The 17,751-nt window shown below is 63.9% G+C and carries 15 protein-coding genes and 2 pseudogenes; 10 read left to right on the plus strand and 7 right to left on the minus strand.

What is annotated here, in order from left to right; translation table 11 throughout:
* From astE to HMPREF1024_RS08470, 5 genes and pseudogenes are all read right to left on the minus strand, one after another.
* Positions 1–746 (minus strand): annotated as a pseudogene (gene astE, locus HMPREF1024_RS08490) (succinylglutamate desuccinylase); the annotation flags it as partial.
* A gap of 9 nt (positions 747–755) precedes the next feature.
* A pseudogene (gene astB, locus HMPREF1024_RS08485) lies at positions 756–2,082 on the minus strand (N-succinylarginine dihydrolase).
* The gene (astD, locus tag HMPREF1024_RS08480; RefSeq protein WP_009309116.1) at positions 2,079–3,557 is read right to left on the minus strand and encodes a succinylglutamate-semialdehyde dehydrogenase; all 1,479 of its coding nucleotides are present in this window, start codon (positions 3,555–3,557) and stop codon (positions 2,079–2,081) included. The pseudogene astB and the gene astD overlap by 4 nt, the downstream one beginning before the upstream one ends.
* A complete protein-coding gene (astA, locus tag HMPREF1024_RS08475) occupies positions 3,554–4,588 on the minus strand; it encodes an arginine N-succinyltransferase (protein ID WP_004183681.1) in 1,035 nt (344 codons plus the stop codon). The genes astD and astA overlap by 4 nt, the downstream gene beginning before the upstream one ends.
* Entirely contained in the window at positions 4,585–5,805 is a 1,221-nt protein-coding gene (locus HMPREF1024_RS08470) for an aspartate aminotransferase family protein (RefSeq protein WP_009309117.1), read from the minus strand. Before HMPREF1024_RS08470 ends, astA begins: the two co-directional genes overlap by 4 nt.
* Before the next feature lie 438 nt (positions 5,806–6,243).
* Here HMPREF1024_RS08470 and xthA point away from each other — a divergent pair, with 438 nt between their 5' ends.
* The 8 genes from xthA to HMPREF1024_RS08430 all read left to right on the plus strand — a co-directional run bounded on the left by xthA (position 6,244) and on the right by HMPREF1024_RS08430 (position 13,896).
* Positions 6,244–7,050, plus strand: coding sequence for an exodeoxyribonuclease III (gene xthA, locus HMPREF1024_RS08465; RefSeq protein WP_002901486.1), 807 nt, complete (start codon positions 6,244–6,246; stop codon positions 7,048–7,050).
* A gap of 213 nt (positions 7,051–7,263) precedes the next feature.
* Entirely contained in the window at positions 7,264–7,920 is a 657-nt protein-coding gene (locus HMPREF1024_RS08460; RefSeq protein ID WP_004140389.1) for a TVP38/TMEM64 family protein, read from the plus strand.
* A complete protein-coding gene (locus HMPREF1024_RS08455; protein WP_004151923.1) occupies positions 7,907–8,617 on the plus strand; it encodes a TVP38/TMEM64 family protein in 711 nt (236 codons plus the stop codon). Before HMPREF1024_RS08460 ends, HMPREF1024_RS08455 begins: the two co-directional genes overlap by 14 nt.
* Positions 8,614–9,174: a carboxymuconolactone decarboxylase family protein gene (locus HMPREF1024_RS08450; protein ID WP_004209923.1), complete on the plus strand. Its 561-nt coding sequence runs from the start codon at positions 8,614–8,616 to the stop codon at positions 9,172–9,174. The genes HMPREF1024_RS08455 and HMPREF1024_RS08450 overlap by 4 nt, the downstream gene beginning before the upstream one ends.
* Before the next feature lie 2 nt (positions 9,175–9,176).
* On the plus strand, positions 9,177–10,355 hold the full coding sequence (locus HMPREF1024_RS08445) for an ABC transporter substrate-binding protein (RefSeq protein WP_009309118.1): 1,179 nt from the start codon (positions 9,177–9,179) through the stop codon (positions 10,353–10,355).
* Positions 10,328–11,863, plus strand: coding sequence for an ABC transporter permease subunit (locus HMPREF1024_RS08440; RefSeq protein WP_009309119.1), 1,536 nt, complete (start codon positions 10,328–10,330; stop codon positions 11,861–11,863). The genes HMPREF1024_RS08445 and HMPREF1024_RS08440 overlap by 28 nt, the downstream gene beginning before the upstream one ends.
* The gene (locus tag HMPREF1024_RS08435; RefSeq protein ID WP_004176522.1) at positions 11,863–12,495 is read left to right on the plus strand and encodes an ATP-binding cassette domain-containing protein; all 633 of its coding nucleotides are present in this window, start codon (positions 11,863–11,865) and stop codon (positions 12,493–12,495) included. The genes HMPREF1024_RS08440 and HMPREF1024_RS08435 overlap by 1 nt, the downstream gene beginning before the upstream one ends.
* Before the next feature lie 93 nt (positions 12,496–12,588).
* Positions 12,589–13,896, plus strand: a complete 1,308-nt coding sequence (locus HMPREF1024_RS08430; RefSeq protein ID WP_009309120.1) for a sulfurtransferase — start codon at positions 12,589–12,591, stop codon at positions 13,894–13,896.
* A gap of 51 nt (positions 13,897–13,947) precedes the next feature.
* On the opposite strand, the gene HMPREF1024_RS08425 is transcribed toward HMPREF1024_RS08430, so the two are convergent.
* On the minus strand, positions 13,948–14,571 hold the full coding sequence (locus tag HMPREF1024_RS08425) for a CDP-alcohol phosphatidyltransferase family protein (RefSeq protein WP_002901398.1): 624 nt from the start codon (positions 14,569–14,571) through the stop codon (positions 13,948–13,950).
* Between the two features lie 86 nt (positions 14,572–14,657).
* Here HMPREF1024_RS08425 and HMPREF1024_RS08420 point away from each other — a divergent pair, with 86 nt between their 5' ends.
* Positions 14,658–15,068 carry a pyrimidine (deoxy)nucleoside triphosphate diphosphatase gene (locus tag HMPREF1024_RS08420; protein WP_004176525.1) on the plus strand — a complete coding sequence of 137 codons (411 nt, stop codon included), beginning with the start codon at positions 14,658–14,660 and terminating at the stop codon, positions 15,066–15,068.
* A gap of 182 nt (positions 15,069–15,250) precedes the next feature.
* Positions 15,251–16,594, plus strand: coding sequence for an NADP-specific glutamate dehydrogenase (gene gdhA, locus HMPREF1024_RS08415; RefSeq protein WP_009309121.1), 1,344 nt, complete (start codon positions 15,251–15,253; stop codon positions 16,592–16,594).
* A 43-nt stretch (positions 16,595–16,637) separates the two neighbouring features.
* Here the strand turns inward: gdhA and HMPREF1024_RS08410 are convergent, their stop codons facing one another.
* Entirely contained in the window at positions 16,638–17,618 is a 981-nt protein-coding gene (locus HMPREF1024_RS08410; protein WP_004140406.1) for an NAD(P)H-quinone oxidoreductase, read from the minus strand.
* Positions 17,619–17,751: the final 133 nt, after the last annotated feature.

Genomic DNA, 17,751 nt, shown 5'->3' on the forward strand with positions numbered 1-17,751 from the left:
AGCGGCGGCTGGGGCGTCGGCAATGGCCACGATCCCCCACCCAGCAGCCGGGAGAGCGCCCGCTGGACGGCGGCAAACTGCGTCAGATCGTTTTCCCCCAACGGCAGCGCTTTGCCCAGCTCAAGGGTGCAGGCCAGCGCCGCGAACCGTTCGCAGCTGAAGTGGGTGAAGGTCCCGCCGGGCTGGCGATGAAACACCAGCGCCTCCAGCCCGGCGCCGCCCAGCCAGTGAAGAAAATCCTCCTCCCACGGAGTATCGCGGGCCGGGAGCACGCCGAAGCGCGGATGTAGCGACCCGCGGATCGCGGTATGCAGATCGAGGTGCCAGCGCGGGCCATCGTGGTCGCGATAAAAGCGGGCCACCGCCTGCTCCAGCCGCTGCGCCCGCTGCGTCTCCTCACTGAGCGGAAACTGCCGCCAGCGCTCGCCAAACATGCGGTTCATATCGCTGTGCAGATAGCGCTTATTCGCCCGCAGCGCTGGTGGGTTGCCGACGATCACCAGCAGCCGCCAGCGCAGCGGGAGCGCCTCCCGGACCAGTCGCTGCACCAGCTGGTCGACTATCTCCACCGGCGCCGTTTCGTTGCCATGAATGGCGCAGGAAAGTACCAGCCCGCGCTCGCAGCGCGCATGCGGCGTCAGCTCAAGGATCCCTTCCCCGAGCCAGTGCCAGCGGAAATGGGCCGTCTCGCCGTGAAAGTGATGGGGCAATCGCCCCGCCAGGGTTAATGCCAGAAAATGTTCCACCGCGCCCCCTTATTGCTGAAATGGATAAACCGAACCGAGCTGCAGGATCTGGGTCAACCGATCCAGCGCGTCGCGCCCTTCCCGCAGCAGCTGCGGGTCGGCGAGGTCGGCCTGGGTGAGACGATCGCGATAGTAGCGATCCACCCAGACATTGAGGGTAGCAAACAGCGTATCGTTCATCAGGACGTGCGGATTGACCGCCTGATACTCCTCGGCCGTCAACACCACCCGCAGGCGCAGGCACGCCGGACCGCCGCCGTTGGCCATGCTCTCGCGCAGATCGAACACCCGCAGGTCGGCGATAGGGTTATCCCCGGCCAGCAGCTCATTGAGGTATTCCCAGACGCCGGCATGCTCCTGCGCTTCCTGAGGCAGGATAAGCGCCATGCTGCCATCCGCCCGGCTCACCAGCTGGCTGTTGAACAGATAGGTGGCGACCGCCTCTGCCACCGAGACCCGGCTGGCGGGAACCACCAGCGGCGTAAAACCCGGCACCCGCTGCGCCAGCTGCTGGAGAAGCGCGGTCTGGTCGGCAAAGGCCTGCTCATGGCAGAACAGGACCTGACGGTTGCTCACCGCGATGACGTCGTTATGAAAAACCCCCGTGTCGATCGCCGCCGGATGCTGGCGGGCGAAGAGCAGCTGGCGGGGATTGACCTGATTGAGGCGCGCTACCGCCTGGCTGGCCTCAAGGGTTTGCCGTGCCGGATAGCGACGCGGCGCCTCCTCGCTCCCCCGGCGGCGGCCATAGACAAAGAGCTGGACGCCGGGAGCGCCATACTCGCCGCCGAGACGATTATGGTTCGCCGCCCCTTCGTCGCCAAACCAGGCCGAGGCGGGCAGCGCCGGGTGGATAGAAAATCGTGTGCGGTCGGGGAAAATCGCCTGCAGCAGCGCCTCTGTGGTCGGTGCTTCGCTGGCGCGGTGGAATTTATCCTGCAGATTCGCCACCGTCAGGTGCACCAGGCCATCCAGCGAATCGGCGGAGGGACACACCGTCGCCGCGTTCGCCACCCACATCGCCGAGGCCGAACTCACCGCCGACAGCAGATCCGGCTCCTGCTGCGCCACCCGGGCCACCACCTGCTCATCGCTGCCGCTAAAGCCCAGCTGGCGCAGAAGCGGCACGTTGGGACGCTCCTGCGGCGGGATCACCGCCTGCGGGTAGCCAGCGTCGGCGAGGGCTTTCATTTTTTTCTAGCCCCTGCTTTGCCGCCAGCTGCGGGTTAGACACCTGATAGCGATGCCGGGTGGAAGCCTCATTGCCAAAGGAGAGCCCGGCGTAGTGATGGGTCAGCCCGGGCAGACCGTCAAAGTTGACTTCGCGGGCGGTCATGACGCCTCCCTGGCCAGAAAGTCGAGCCCCGGGCTCAGGCTGGCGGGCAGCGTCAGGGTCGGCGATTCAAGGCTGGCCATCGGCCAGGCGCAATAATCGGCGGCATACCAGGCCCCCGGACGATGGTTACCGGACGCCCCGGTGCCGCCGAACGGCGCGGTACTCGCCGCCCCGGTCAGCGGTTTGTTCCAGTTAACTATCCCTGCCCGCGCCTCAAGCAGCAGTCGATCGAACTTCTCCCGTTCCGGGGAGATTAACCCACAGGAGAGGCCGAAGCGGGTAGCGTTGGCTAAGGCAATCGCCTCCTCGAACGTGTCGTAGCGCCAGACCCCAAGCAGCGGGCCAAACACCTCTTCATCCTCGACATTGGCCACGTCGCTCATGTCGACAATCCCCGGCGTTAGCAGCGACGTCCCGGCCTGCAATAACCGCGGCTCCAGCAGGGTGACCGCGCCAGCGGCGACCCGCTGCAGCCAGGCCTGATGCACTTTCTGCGCGGCTTGTTCAGAGATAAGCCCGCCGAGAAACGGCTGCGGCTCGGCGTCCCACGCCGCCGGGATCAGCCGTTGGCTCACCGTCACCAGCCGGGAGAGGAAGGCATCGCCCGCCTCTCCGCGTCGGACCAGCAGACGTCGGGCGCAGGTGCAGCGCTGGCCAGCGGTAATAAAGGCGGACTGGATGGTCAGATGCACCGCGGCATCCACGTCCCGCGGATCGTCGACGATCAGCGGGTTATTGCCGCCCATCTCCAGCGCGAGGATCTTCTGCGGCTGCCCGGCCAGCTGGCGATGCAGATGAAAACCGGTGGTTGAGCTGCCGGTAAACAGCAGTCCGTCGATATCCGCCTGGCCGCTGAGCGCCTCGCCGGTTTCCCGACCGCCCTGCACCAGGTTGAGCACCCCGGCGGGCAGGCCGGCCTGCTGCCATAGTTTCACCACCGCTTCGCCGCTGCGCGGGGTGAGTTCGCTGGGTTTAAAGACCACGGTATTGCCCGCCAGCAGCGCCGGCACGATGTGCCCGTTCGGCAGATGGCCGGGAAAGTTATAGGGGCCAAACACCGCCAGTACGCCGTGCGGCCGGTGACGCAGCGTGGCGGCGCCGTCGGGCAGGTCGCTGTGCTGTTCGCCGGTGCGGACGTGGTAGGCCTTCACCGAGATCGCCACCTTGTTGATCATCGCCGTCACTTCCCCGGCCGCCTCCCAGCGCGGCTTTCCGGTCTCGGCGCCGATAACCGCCGTCAGCTCCGCCTTACTGGCTTCCAGCAGAGCGGCAAACTTTTCAACGATCGCCTGACGGGCGGCAAACGGCAGCCGCGCCCAGGACGGGAACGCCTGGCGGGCAGCCGCCACCGCCTCGGCAACCTGCCCGGCATCCGCCGCCTCGCCCTGCCAGACAACCTTCAGGTTAACCGGATCCTGTTTACTGAAACCTGGCCCACGGCCGGGCCGCCACTCGCCGTTAATCCACAGACTCATGCAGTTTTCTCCTCAGGGATCAGGCGCACCATGCGCACCTGGTCGCCGGCATGACACTTCAGCATATCCAGTTCGCGGGCGCTGAGGGTCAGGGTGTCGCCATCCGGATCGGCATGCACCAGCAGAGCGCGGAACTGGTGATACTGTTCATTCGCCACCAGGCACAGCGGCCAGTCACCGGGCGAGGTTTCACCTGCCTCGGTGGTCACCAGACGGCTTTTGCGGATCGCCCGCACCCGGTCGATGTCGCACTCCAGAGTCGGGCCGCCGTCGAAAATATCGATGTAGTTCAGGTAGCGGAACCCCTCTTTCTCCAGCACCGTCCGGGCCGGGGCGGTCTGCGGATGAACCTTGCCGATCACCGCCTGTGCCTCAGGGGAAAGGAAATCGATATACAGCGGATGCTTGGGCATCAGGGCGGCAATGAAAGCCTTCTGTCCGGTGCCGCACAGGTAGTCGGCACGGGAAAACTCCATGGCGAAAAAGCGTTTGCCCAGGCTCTCCCAGAACGGCGAGTAGCCCTGCTCGTCAATCACCCCGCGCATCTCGGCGACCACTTTCTCATTGAAGCGCTCGCGAAAAGCGGCCATAAATAAGAAGCGTGATTTCGACAGCAGATAGCCATTGCCCTCTTTGCGCCACTGCGGGTCGAGGAACAGGGTACACAGCTCGCTGCTGCCGGTATGATCGTTGCTGAGAAACAGCGTCGGCAGCGCCTGATAGACGTTGAGCTCCTTCGAGGCATGGACCTGGGTGCCGACCCGGTAGTTATACCAGGGATCGTTGAGCCCCACCGCCACCTCGATCGCGCAGATGCCCACCACCGCGCCGCTTTCGCTCTCCTCCAGCACAAAGACATAGCCCTGCTCGCTTTTCGGTAGCTCGCCGCGCCAGGTCTGCTGCGAGCGGGCGATCCGCGCCGCGAGGGTCGCTTCATCCACCGGCAGCGAGGTCAGCCCGCCGCCGGTCTCCGCTGCCAGCTTCAGCAGCCCGGGCAAATCGCCCGGCTCCACTGGTCGAATAACCATCATGATGAGACTCCTGCCACGAAACGCGCGCAGGCCCGCTCGACGCGATCCAGCCCGCTGTTCACCTCTTCTTCACTAACGTTCAGCGCCGGCGCGAAACGCACCACGTTGGCGCCGGCGATCAGAATCATCACCCCCTCTTCCGCCGCCAGGTTACTGAGGGTTTTCGCCTTCCCGGCCCAGGCGTCGTTTAGCACGCAGCCGAGCAGCAGTCCCAGGCCGCGGATCTCCTTGAACAGGCCATAGCGGGCGTTAATTGCCTGCAGGCGTTCACAAAACCACTGATGGCGCTGTCTGACGCCGGAGAGCACTTCCGGGGTGTTGACGATCGACAGCAGTTCGCCGGCCACCGCCCCGGCCAGCGGGTTACCGCCGTAGGTGGTGCCGTGGGTGCCGACGGTCATCACGCTGGCGCAGGCCTCTGTCGCCAGCAGCGCGCCAATAGGGAAACCACCGCCCAGCGCTTTGGCGGTGGTCAGCACATCGGGCGTCACGCCGTAGTGCATATAGGCATACAGCTCGCCGGTGCGCCCGACCCCGGTCTGCACTTCATCGAAAATCAGCAGGGCGTTGTGCTGGTCGCAAAGCTGACGCAGGCCGCGTAAAAACTCGACGCTGGCCGGCACCACGCCCCCTTCGCCCTGCACCGGCTCGACGATCACCGCGCAGGTCTGCTCATTGATTAAGGCCTTTGCCGACTCGAGATCGTTAAATACGGCATGCTGGATCTGCGGCGGCAGCGGGGCGAAATCCCGGGAATAGGCCGGCTGACCGCCCGCCGAGACGGTGAACAGCGTCCGCCCGTGGAAAGCGTTCTGAAAGGCGACGATGCCACTTTTCTCGCTGCCAAAGCGATCGTGGGCATATTTACGCGCCAGCTTGAGCGCTGCCTCATTGGCCTCGGCGCCGGAATTACAGAAGAAGACCCGGTCGGCGAAGGTAGCATCGATAAGCATTTTGGCCAGACGCAGGATCGGCTCATTGGTGTAGCCGTTGCCGGTATGCCAGAACTTGCCGGCCTGGTCGGTCAGGGCTTGCACCAGACGCGGATGGGCATGCCCCAGCGCGTTCACGGCGATACCGCCGGCAAAATCGATATACTCTTTGCCCTGCTGATCCCACAGCCGTGACCCGGCGCCCCGCACCGGAATAAACGCCGCTGGCGCGTAGACCGGCATCATCCATTCATCAAAGTGGTTACGCGTAATTGACTGAGACATATCGACCTCTTCCGGTAAATTAAAAGTAGCAATAATGTTAATAAATATGAGTTATTACGCTGTAAATGTAGATTGCACGGTTCGTGCCAGCCAGCGATGAAAATGCATAAATCGGATGAGATAACGCAGAATCAATGAGTTACAGCCGAACGCTATTCACATAAAATGCATATTTAGTGAATAAGTATCCGACAAAGGGGGATAAACAGTGATTAAAGAAGATAAATTATGCAATGGTAAGATATAATTCTGTAATTGTGATCCTCTGCGAAATTTATCGTAGCTATTTGCCCTTTTTTGGCGCGGCATGCCCGCAAAAGGGGCACCCACGGCACGCTCATGCGCAGCGATTGGCAGAATGACGCATCCGGTGGCAGCCAGCCTGGCGAATTTCTGCTACCATCCCTGCACTATTCACCTTGCACAGTGGCAGCGACTATGAAATTCGTCTCTTTTAATATCAACGGCCTGCGTGCCCGCCCACACCAACTGGCCGCCATCGTCGAAAAACACCAGCCGGACGTGATTGGCCTGCAGGAAACCAAAGTTCACGACGACATGTTCCCTCTCGAAGAGGTCGCCAGGCTCGGCTATAACGTCTTTTATCACGGGCAGAAAGGCCACTATGGCGTCGCGCTGCTGACCAAAGAGACGCCGATTGCCGTCCGCCGCGGTTTCCCGGACGATGGCGAAGAGGCTCAGCGCCGCATCATTATGGCGGAGATCCCGTCGCCCTTCGGCAACGTCACAGTGATTAACGGCTATTTCCCGCAGGGTGAAAGCCGCGATCATGAAACCAAATTCCCGGCCAAAGCGGCGTTCTATCAGAATCTGCAGAACTATCTGGAGACCGAACTCAACAAAGAGAATCCGGTGCTGATCATGGGCGATATGAACATCAGTCCTACCGATCTGGACATCGGTATCGGTGAAGAGAACCGCAAACGCTGGCTGCGCACCGGCAAATGTTCCTTCCTGCCGGAAGAACGGGAATGGATGGACCGGCTGCTGGGCTGGGGCCTGGTGGATACCTGGCGCCAGGCTAACCCCGACAATCATGAGCATTTCTCGTGGTTTGATTACCGCTCCAAAGGCTTCGACGATAACCGTGGGCTGCGCATCGATCTGCTGCTGGCCAGCCAGCCTCTGGCGCAGCGCTGCGTGGAAACCGGGATCGATTACGAGATCCGCGGGATGGAAAAACCGTCCGACCACGCGCCGGTGTGGGCCACCTTCCGGCCATAATTCACACCCTTCTCTCGCCTCCCGCTGTGCGGGGGGCAGAATTTCCTGAGCAAAATCAACAAAGCGACGGTAAACCATTGTGACGGTCGTCGGAACAGGATACTGTCGCGCGCACTTTTTGATGTCCACTGCGTCCAGACTGTACAGGAGCACCTCTCATGCAAAAGAAGCCGTCATCCGGCCATTGGTAAAGGGCTGGGACTTCTCGCGCTGGTGGCCACGCTGGCCGTTATCAGCCACCGCGTCGGTCTCCACGATCTGCTGACTCATCTGCATCTGCTTCAGGACACCCTCCGCCATCAGGGCGCCTGGGGATACCTGGTCTATGCTGCGCTGTTTATCATTGCCACCCTGTGTCTGATCCCCGGCAGCCTGCTGGTGATCGCCGGCGGGATGCTCTTCGGCCCGCTAACAGGCTCCCTGCTCTCGTTTGCCGCCGCCACCCTCGCCTCTTCGCTGTCGTTTTTAATCGCCCGCTGGCTTGGGCGCGATCTGCTGCAGCGCTATGTGGGCCATACCACCGTCTTTCAGGCGATTGAGCGCGGTATCGCCCGCAGTGGCTGCGATTTCCTGATCCTCACCCGCCTGGTGCCGCTCTTTCCCTACAATATTCAGAATTACGCCTACGGCCTGACGGCGATCCGCTTCTGGCCCTTTACCCTGATCTCGGCCGTGACCACCCTGCCGGGTCTGGTCATCTATTCGGTGATGGCCAGCGAACTGGCCCGCGAGGGGGTGACCCTCGCCTTCGCGCTAAAACTGAGCCTCGCCGGCGGGCTGCTGTTTGCCCTGGTGCAGATAGGCAAACGGTTTGCCCGCGCCCGTCGCGTGGCGGCGTGCAGTGAGGAGGTGCGCCATGACCCAACCTGATCGCCGTCACCTGCGCCGCGCCCGGCTGGCCCTTGCCGTCGTGGTCGCCGCCGCTCTGGCCGCCTGGCTGTGGTTCCCTGGCGGGCGTACCTTTCTGCAGCAGAGTCTGACGGCGTTAGCCTCCCTGGATCCGCAGCAGGTCAGAGGGTTTATCGCCGCCTGGGGGCCGCAGGCCGCGCTGGTCTCATTTGCGCTGATGATCCTCCAGGCGATCGTCGCTCCGCTGCCGGCTTTCCTGATTACCCTGGCGAACGCCGCCCTGTTCGGCGCCTTCTGGGGCGGGGCGCTGTCGTGGTTCAGCGCTATGGTCGGGGCCGGGCTCTGCTTCTGCATCGCCAGAGCGCTGGGGCGCGAAGTGGTGGAGAAACTCACCGGCCGCGCGGTGCTGCGCAGTGCCGACGGCTATTTCACCCGCTTTGGCCCGCAGACGATCCTGGTCTGCCGCCTGCTGCCGTTTGTCCCGTTTGACCCGGTCAGCTATGCCGCCGGACTAACCTCGCTGCGCTTCTGGCCCTTTATGCTGGCCACCGGCGTGGGCCAGCTCCCGGCGACTATCGTTTATTCCTGGGCCGGGAGTCTGCTCACCGGGGGCACCTTCTGGCTGGCCACCGGGCTTTCGCTGCTTTTTGCCCTGGCGGTGGTCATCTCTATCGCCAAAAATATTTACCGTGAACGTCATAAGAGATCGTCGCCATGAGCTTACCCCCGCTGGATTCTGTCCCCCTGATCCTTCGTCCGCAGGCGTGGCTGCACCGCCGGCATTACGGCCAGGTGCTGAGCCCCATTCGCTGGTGGGGTCGGATCCCGTGGCTGTTTTACCTGGTTTCGCTGTTCGTGGGCTATATTGAACGCCGCCGCTCGCCGCTGGATCCGGTGCTGCGCTCGCTGGTCAGCGCCCGCATCGCCCAGCTGTGCCACTGCGAATTCTGTATCGATATCACCAGCATGATCCTCGCGGCGCGGAGCGGTAGCCAGGACAAGCTGCTGGCGGTCGCCGACTGGCGCAGCAGTACGCTGTTCAGCGAAAAAGAGCGCCTGGCGCTGGCCTATGCCGAAGCCGCCACCCAGACGCCGCCGGCGGTGGATGATGCCCTGCGTAGCGCGATGGCCGCGCATTTTGACGCCCGGGCGCTCACCGAGCTGACCGCCCTGATCGGCCTGCAAAATTTATCAGCGCGGTTCAATGCCGCGATGGCGATCCCGGCTCAGGGGTTGTGCCAGATACCCACCTCTTCCTCGCAGAATAAGGAGTAACGATGCGCCGTTTGCGTGATTACAGCCTCTGTCTGTGCCTGCTGCTGCTCTGGCCGCTGGCGGTTAATGCCGACGACAGCTGGCGGCAGATTCAGACGGAAGCCCGCGGACAGACCGTCTGGTTTAACGCCTGGGGCGGCGACCCGGCCGTCAATCGCTATCTGGCGTGGGTCAGCGAAGAGGTCAAACGCTATTACGCAATCGACCTGCGTATTGTGCCTGTCGCCGACGCCGCCGACGCAGTGAAACGCATCCAGACCGAGGCGCAGGCCGGTCGTCGCCAGGGCGGGTCAGTGGATCTGCTGTGGATCAACGGAGAAAACTTTCGCACGCTTAAGCAGGCCGATCTGCTGCTCACCGGCTGGGCCGAATCGCTGCCCAACTGGCGCTATGTCGATCTGCAAAAGCCGGTACGGGAAGATTTTTCTGTCGCCACCGAGGGCGCGGAGTCGCCGTGGGGCAGCGCCCAGCTGACGTTTATCGCCCGCCGCGGGCAAACGCCGCAGCCGCCCACCAGCCCGCAGGCCCTGCTGGCCTTCGCCAGAGCCCATCCGGGCAGCGTAACCTACCCGCGGCCGCCGGACTTCACCGGTACCGCCCTGCTGGAGCAACTGCTGATCGCGCTCACCGACCAGCCAGCCGCCCTGCGCCAGCCGCCGCAGCCAACGACCTTCGCGGCGGTCACCGCCCCGCTGTGGCGCTATCTCGATGCGCTGCACCCGGCCCTGTGGCGGGCGGGCAAGGATTTCCCGGCGTCGCCGGCGCGGATGGACGCCATGCTCAACCAGGGCACCCTCCGCCTGTCGCTGACGTTTAACCCGCTGCACGCCCGGCAGAAAGCCGCCAGCGGCGAATTACCGACGGACAGCTACAGCTTCGGCTTTACCGCGGGGACCCTCGGCAACGTCCATTTCGTTACCATCCCGGCTAACGCCCGCGCTGTCGCTGGCGCCAAAGTAGTGGCCAATTTCCTGCTCTCCCCTGAGGCGCAATTACGCAAGGCCGATGCCGCCGTCTGGGGCGATCCGAGCGTACTGGATCCGCAGCGTCTGCCTGACGGCCAGCGCCAGACGCTGGCGGCAGCCCTGCCGCAGGATCTGCCGCCGGTGCTTGCCGAGCCTCACGCGGCATGGGTTGACGCGCTGGAGCAGGAATGGCTGCGCCGCTACGGTACCCACTGATCCTGCTGGCCTGGGGGGCGATGGCGGCGATCTATCTGCCGCTGCTCCCCGCCGCCGGGGAACTGGTGGGCGCTGCGCGCTCCCCGGCCCACTGGCGGGCGCTGTTCGCCGACCCGCAGCTGGGCCAGGCGCTGGCCGCCACGCTCGTCTCCACGCTGTTGTCCGTCGGCGGCGCGCTGCTGATCGCCCTGACCATCGTCGCCGCCCTCTGGCCTTCGGCCCGCTGGCGGCGGCTGGCTTCCCGTCTGCCGCTGCTGCTGGCGGTGCCCCATCTCGCCCTGGCGACGGCGGCGCTGCTGCTGTTCGCCGAAGGGGGCTGGCTCTGGCAGCAGTTGCCGTTTCTGACGCCGCCGGTCGACCGGTACGGCATTGGGCTTGGCCTGACGATGGCCCTGAAAGAGAGCGCCTATGTGCTGTGGGTGATCTATGGCCTGCTGGGAGAGAAACGCCTCGCCGACCAGGCGACCGCCCTGAAGAGCCTCGGCTACGGCCGCTGGCAGTGCCTGCGCTGGCTGGTGCTGCCCGCCCTGCTGCCCGCCCTCGGCATGGTGCTGCTGGCCACCACCGCCTGGAGCCTGTCGGCGGTAGACGTCGCCCTGGTGCTGGGGCCCGGCAATCCGCCCACCCTCGCCGTGCTGGCGTGGCAATGGTTAAGCCAGGGCGATGAGCTGCAGCAGGCCAAAGGGGCGCTGGCCAGCCTGCTGCTGATGGCGATCCTCGGCGGGCTGGCGCTGGTCGCCTGGGGCGGATGGCGGCTACAGCGCCAGTACCAGCCCGATCTGCACGGTGTTCGTCACCCGCATCCTCATGCCCTGCCCGGCCGCCTGCTGGCGGCGCTGCTGCCGCTGAGCGGTCTGCTGGGCGCGCTATTGCTGGCGGGGCTGGCGCGCTCGGCGCCGCCGCAGATGGATGCTCTGGGCAACAGCCTTGGGCTGGCGCTGGCGGCCTGCGCCCTCGGCGCGGCTGTCTGCCTGCTGTGGCTGGCCTGCGGCCCGGCGCGAGGCGATGGCTGGGTCTGGCTACCGCTGGTCCTGCCGGCCCTGCCGCTGGCCGACGGCCAGTACCGGTTGGCGCTGTATGCCTGGCTTGACGGTGACTGGTGGACCGTCCTGTGGGGCCATCTGCTGTGGGTGGTGCCCTGGATGCTGTTTATTTTGCGCCCGGCCTGGCGCCAGCGCGATCCGCGGCTGACGGTTGTCGCCCGCACGCTCGGCTGGGGATCCACGCGTATTTTCTGGTTGCTGACCCTGCCTTCGCTAACTCGCCCGCTGCTGACCGCCCTGGCGGTGGGCTTCTCAGTGAGCATCGCGCAGTATCTGCCAACGCTATGGCTGGGGGCTGGCCGAATTCCGACGCTCACCAGCCAGGCGGTGGCGCTCAGCAGCGGCGGCGAGGCGCAGACGCTCGCCGCTCAGGCGCTGTGGCAATTACTGCTGCCGGCGGTATGCTTTACCCTAACGGCTCTGCTGGCCTGGCTGGCAGGCCGCTATCGACGAGGACTTCGCTAGTGCTAACCGTAAACCATCTGACTCTGAGCGTGAGACGCCAGCCGCTGCTGCGGGAGGTCGCCTTTTCGGTAGCCCCGGGGGAGGTGCTGACGCTGATGGGCCCCTCCGGTAGCGGGAAATCAACACTGTTTGCCTGGATGATTGGCGCCCTGTCCGGCGATTTTCGCGCCCGAGGCGAACTGTGGCTCAACGAACGGCGTTGCGATACGCTGCCGACAGAGCATCGGCGCATCGGCATTCTGTTTCAGGACCCGTTACTGTTCGACCATTTCAGCGTCGGGCAAAATTTACAGCTGGCGCTGCCGGAGAACGTGCGCGGCGAGGCGCGAAAAACCGCGGTGGAGGAAGCGCTTAGCCGCGCCGGGCTGGCGGGCTTCGCCCCGCGCGATCCGGCCACGCTCTCCGGCGGGCAGCGGGCGCGGGTGAGCCTGCTGCGCGCCCTGCTGGCGCGCCCCGAGGCGCTGCTGCTCGATGAACCCTTCAGCCGCCTGGATGCCAGCCTGCGCGCCGGGTTCCGCCGCTGGGTCTTTGAAGAACTGGCCCGCCAGGCCATTCCGGCGATCCTGGTGACCCACGATCGCGAGGACTGCCCGCCGACGGGGCGCTGCCTGGCGATGGAGCGCTGGCAATGAAGGACAATAGCGTGCAAACCTGCGTTACCGCAAAGAAATCGGCGCCTGGCGAGCGGAGAATACGCCCTCCACTTTTTACCGTCGGGCATTTCGATGAAACGTGTTTCTCAATTGACCGCACTCGCCCTGCTCATGGGGCTTGCTGCTTCCACTACCTGCGCCGCTGAAACCATGCCAGCGCTCACTCTCTTCCACCTGCAACAGCAGCACGGCGTGGCCATCGACACCCGGCTCAGCGCTTATTACAACGGCTGGCCGCAGCGCGCCAACGGCCCGGAAGGCCATGAGCCGCAGGCCCTCAATCTTTCCGCCCGCTGGCTCGGCGCCATGAGCGATGATCAGCTGCGCGCCTGGGCTAAGCAGCACCAGCTCCATTCCGATACCCCCATCGCGCTGTACGGCAGCCCGGAGGATAACGCCAGCGTCGCGGCGCGGCTGAAACAAACGGGTTTCACCCGGCTCAGCACCCTGAGCGATGCGCTGAGCCAGACCGACCGTCTGCAAAAGCTGCCGCACTTTGAACAGCTGGTCTACCCCCAGTGGCTGCACGACCTACAGCAAGGGAAAGCGGTCGCCGCCGCCCCGGCAGGCGATTGGAAAGTGTTTGAAGCCGCCTGGGGAGCGCCGAAGCTCTATCTGCTGAGCCATATCCCTGGCGCGGGCTATATCGATACCAATGAGGTGGAGAGCGAACCGCTGTGGAATAAAGTGTCCGACGCGCAGCTGAAGGCGATGCTGGCGAAGCACGGCATCCGGCATGACACCACGGTGATCCTCTATGGTCGCGACGTCTACGCCGCAGCGCGGGTGGCGCAGATCATGCTGTACGCCGGGGTCAAAGACGTGCGCCTGCTTGACGGCGGCTGGCAGACCTGGTCCGACGCCGGGCTGCCGGTAGAGCGCGGTATGCCGCCGGCGCAGCAGCCGGCGCCTGATTTCGGCGCGCCGATCCCCGGCCAGCCGCAGCTGATGCTGGATACCGAACAAGCCCGCGGGCTGCTGCATCGTCAGGACGCCTCGCTGGTCAGCGTCCGCTCGTGGCCGGAGTTTATCGGCACCACCAGCGGCTACAGCTATATCAAGCCGAAGGGCGACATCGCTGGGGCCCGCTGGGGCCACGCCGGGAGCGACTCCACGCACATGGAGGATTTCCATAACCCGGACGGCACCATGCGCAGCGCCGACGATATCGCTGCCCTGTGGCGCCAGTGGAACATTCTGCCGAGCCAGCAAGTGGCATTCTATTGCGGGACCGGCTGGCGGGCCTCGGAAACCTTTATGTATGCCCGCGCCATGGGCTGGCCGCACGTCGCGGTGTACGACGGCGGCTGGTACGAATGGAGCAGCAACCCGCACAATCCGGTGGCCCGCGGAGAGCGCGGCCCGGAAAGCAGTCAGTAACTCGCCCCGCCTCAGCGCGTCGCCCTTTGTCGGCGACGCGCGATACCCCGTTTACGCTGTGGTCGTTACCCGCTTTAAGGTCTGGTAGCCACTGCAGATGCGCGTCGCCGTCGTCAGCCAGCACAGCGCGCCAAACAGCCACGCCAGCCAGGCGAAATGCGCCGGAAACAGGCAGCCGAGGACAAACAACAGGATGGTCTCCGTCCCCTCCGTCAGTCCCCCGAGATAGTACAGCGATTTATGGGCGTAGCCGGGATTGGCGATCTGGTGCCTGGCCGCCAGGGCGGCAAAAGCGAGAAAGCTGCTGCCGGTGCCGATAAAGGCAAACAGCAGCCAGCCGCCCGCCAGGGCATTGTTCAGCGGATCCGCCAGAATAAAGCCGAACGGCACCAGGGCGTAAAAGAGAAAATCCAGCGCAATATCGAGAAAGCCGCCCGCGTCCGTGAGCCCGCGCCGCCGCGCCAGAGCGCCGTCCAGGCCATCCAGCAGGCGGTTAAGGAGAATGGCCGCCAGCGCCGCGCCATACCACCCCAGCGCCAGAAAGGGCAGAGCCAGCACGCCGATGGCAAAACCGACCAGCGTCAGCCCGTCCGGTGAGATGCCGGGGCGGTCAAGGGCGCCGGCGACAGCGTTTAGCAGGGGTTTAAGGCGCGGATGCAGGTGGCTATCAAGCACGAAGGTCTCCAGCAGGGTTGGCGGTTGTCAGTTACGGTCTATGGCGGTGATAATAGGCCATATTCGTCTTATTAACCTTGATGCTTATGCTAAAAATGATTGATGTTGTCGCCGCCATTATTGAACAGGATGGCCAGATTCTGCTGGCGCAGCGTCCGCCCCACGCCGACCAGCCGGGGATGTGGGAGTTCGCCGGCGGCAAAGTGGAGCCGGGTGAAAGCCAGCCGCAGGCGCTGGCCCGCGAACTGCAGGAGGAGATGGGCATCATCGCCCGCCCGGCTTGCTATATCGCTAGCCATCAGCGGGAGGTCTCCGGCCGCCGGATCCATCTGCACGCCTGGTGGGTGCCGCACTTTCAGGGCACGCCGCTGGCCCACTATCACACTCAGCTGCGCTGGTGCCTTCCCACAGAAGCGCTGGCCCTCGATCTCGCCCCGGCCGATATTCCTCTGCTGCACGCCTTTATCGCCCAGCGCCCCACCCTTTCCGTCCGCTGATCCGCCCGCCGCCTCGTCATCGCTTTTAGTTATGACGAGCGGGCAATTATAAATTTTGTTGTCGGCTCAATTTTTCCTTGCTTGCCTAAGGATTAGCGGTGTTATAGTCGGAAAATCGGTTTTTTCAAGGACCGAATCATAATAAATACATGCAACCACAACCATAAGGGGAACTGATATCTATGGATCAGACGTGCACTCTGGAAGGCTTTCTCACCCGCGTTCAACAGCGCGATCCTCATCAAACCGAATTTGCTCAAGCCGTCCGGGAGGTGATGACCACCCTGTGGCCTTTCCTTGAGGAAAATCCGCGCTATCGTCAGCTTGCTTTGCTGGAACGTCTGGTGGAACCGGAGCGCGTGATCCAGTTCCGCGTGGTGTGGGTGGACGACCGCAATCAGGTCCAGGTCAACCGCGCGTGGCGCGTGCAGTTCAACTCGGCCATCGGCCCGTATAAAGGCGGGATGCGTTTTCACCCGTCGGTTAACCTGTCGATTCTCAAATTCCTTGGCTTCGAGCAGACCTTCAAAAACGCCCTGACCACTCTGCCGATGGGCGGCGGGAAAGGCGGCAGCGATTTCGATCCTAAAGGCAAGAGCGATGGCGAAGTGATGCGTTTCTGCCAGGCGCTGATGACCGAACTCTATCGCCACCTTGGCCCGGATACCGACGTACCGGCGGGCGATATCGGCGTCGGCGGTCGCGAAGTCGGCTTTATGGCCGGAATGATGCGCAAGCTCTCCAACAACAGCGCCTGCGTCTTCACCGGTAAAGGACTCTCCTTTGGCGGCAGCTTGATCCGTCCGGAAGCCACTGGTTACGGCCTGATCTACTTCACCGAAGCGATGCTCAAACGTCACGGCCTCGGCTTCGAAGGCGCTCGCGTGGCGGTTTCCGGCTCCGGCAACGTCGCGCAATACGCCATTGAGAAAGCGATGGAGCTTGGCGCGCGGGTGGTGACGGCCTCCGACTCCAACGGCACCGTCGTTGACGAAGCGGGCTTCACCAAAGAAAAACTGGCCCGCCTGATCGACATTAAAGAGCGTGCCCACGGCCGCGTGGCCGATTACGCCCGCGAATTTGGCCTCACCTATCTTGAAGGCCAGCAGCCGTGGTCAGTGCCGGTGGATATTGCCCTGCCTTGCGCGACCCAGAACGAACTGGACGTCGATGCCGCCCGCCAGCTGATTGCCAATGGCGTCAAGGCCGTGGCGGAAGGCGCCAACATGCCGACCACCATCGCCGCAACCGACCTGTTCCTGGAAGCTGGCGTGCTGTTTGCCCCGGGCAAAGCGGCCAACGCCGGCGGCGTGGCGACTTCCGGTCTGGAGATGGCGCAGAACGCCGCGCGCATGGGCTGGAAAGCGGAAAAAGTGGATGCCCGCCTGCATCACATCATGCTGGATATCCACCACGCTTGCATGCAGTACGGCGGCGAAGCGAAGCAGACCAACTACGTGCGCGGCGCGAATATCGCCGGTTTCGTGAAGGTTGCAGATGCCATGCTGGCCCAGGGCGTGATTTAACCTCCCCTAACTCCATCCCGGCGGCAGCCCGCCGGGATGCGTCTCACGACGTCATCGTGATCACCACTTTCCCCAGATGCTGACCACTGTCCAGACAGGCATGGGCCTCGGCAATCTCCGCCATCGGGTAGCTGGCGTAGATCAGCGGCTTGCATTTCCCTGCCTCTAGCAGCGGCCAGACGTGGCGGCGCAGCGCCTCGGCAATCTGTTGTTTCTCCGCCGCCGTCCGGCCGCGCATGGTCGAGCCGGTGACGGTGGCTCGCTTGAGCATCAGAGTCTGAATATCAACCTCATGAGCGATTCGCCCGCCCATAAAGCCGATGATGACCAGTCGTCCATCCTTTTTCAGTAACCCAAGGTTGCGGTTAAAGTAAGGGCCGCCAACAATATCCAGAATGACGTCCACCCCTTCATCGTTGGTCAGCTGGCCGATTTTCTCGGCAAAATCATCGGTTTTGTAGTTAATCGCCGTAGCATAGGGACGTAGCGCAGCAATTTTTTCGTCCTGGCCGACGGTGGCATAGACGGTCATCCCCAACGCGTGGCACAGCAGGACCGCGGTGGTGCCAATCCCGCTGGCGCCGCCGTGGACCAGAATGCTTTCGCCAGGCTGCAGCTTACCCAGCTGGAAGACATTCGCCCAGACGGTGAAGAAGGTTTCCGGAATGGCGGCCGCTTCGCTAAAACTGAGGCCCGCCGGGATCGGCAACGTCTGGCCTGCCGGCACGGCGCAGTATTCGGCATAGCCGCCGCCGTTGGTCAGCGCGCAAACGCGATCGCCGGGCGTAAACGCTGTGACCTGCGCGCCGACCTTAACAACCACGCCCGCCACCTCGAGGCCGGGCACGGGGGTGACGCCCTCAGGCATGGGATACAGACCCTGGCGCTGCAGAATATCCGGCCGGTTGACGCCCGCCGCCTTCACCTCAATGAGCACCTCATGCTCCCCGATGGTGGGAATCTCCCCTTCGCGGATCTGCAATACCTCCGGGCCGCCCGGTTGGCTGATAGCAATATATTTCACGGGTCCTCCTTATCGCCTGTGAGAGAAATGGGGCATCGGCATCAGGAAAAGCGCAGCGGGCATCCCCTGCTCAGGGGCCCCGCGTCCAGGCTCTTCCCGGCTGTTTAGTGTAGACCATTGGCCTGACTGGCGG

Origin of the sequence: Klebsiella sp. 4_1_44FAA (assembly GCF_000238715.1) — a bacterium.
Lineage (GTDB): Bacteria > Pseudomonadota > Gammaproteobacteria > Enterobacterales > Enterobacteriaceae > Klebsiella > Klebsiella pneumoniae.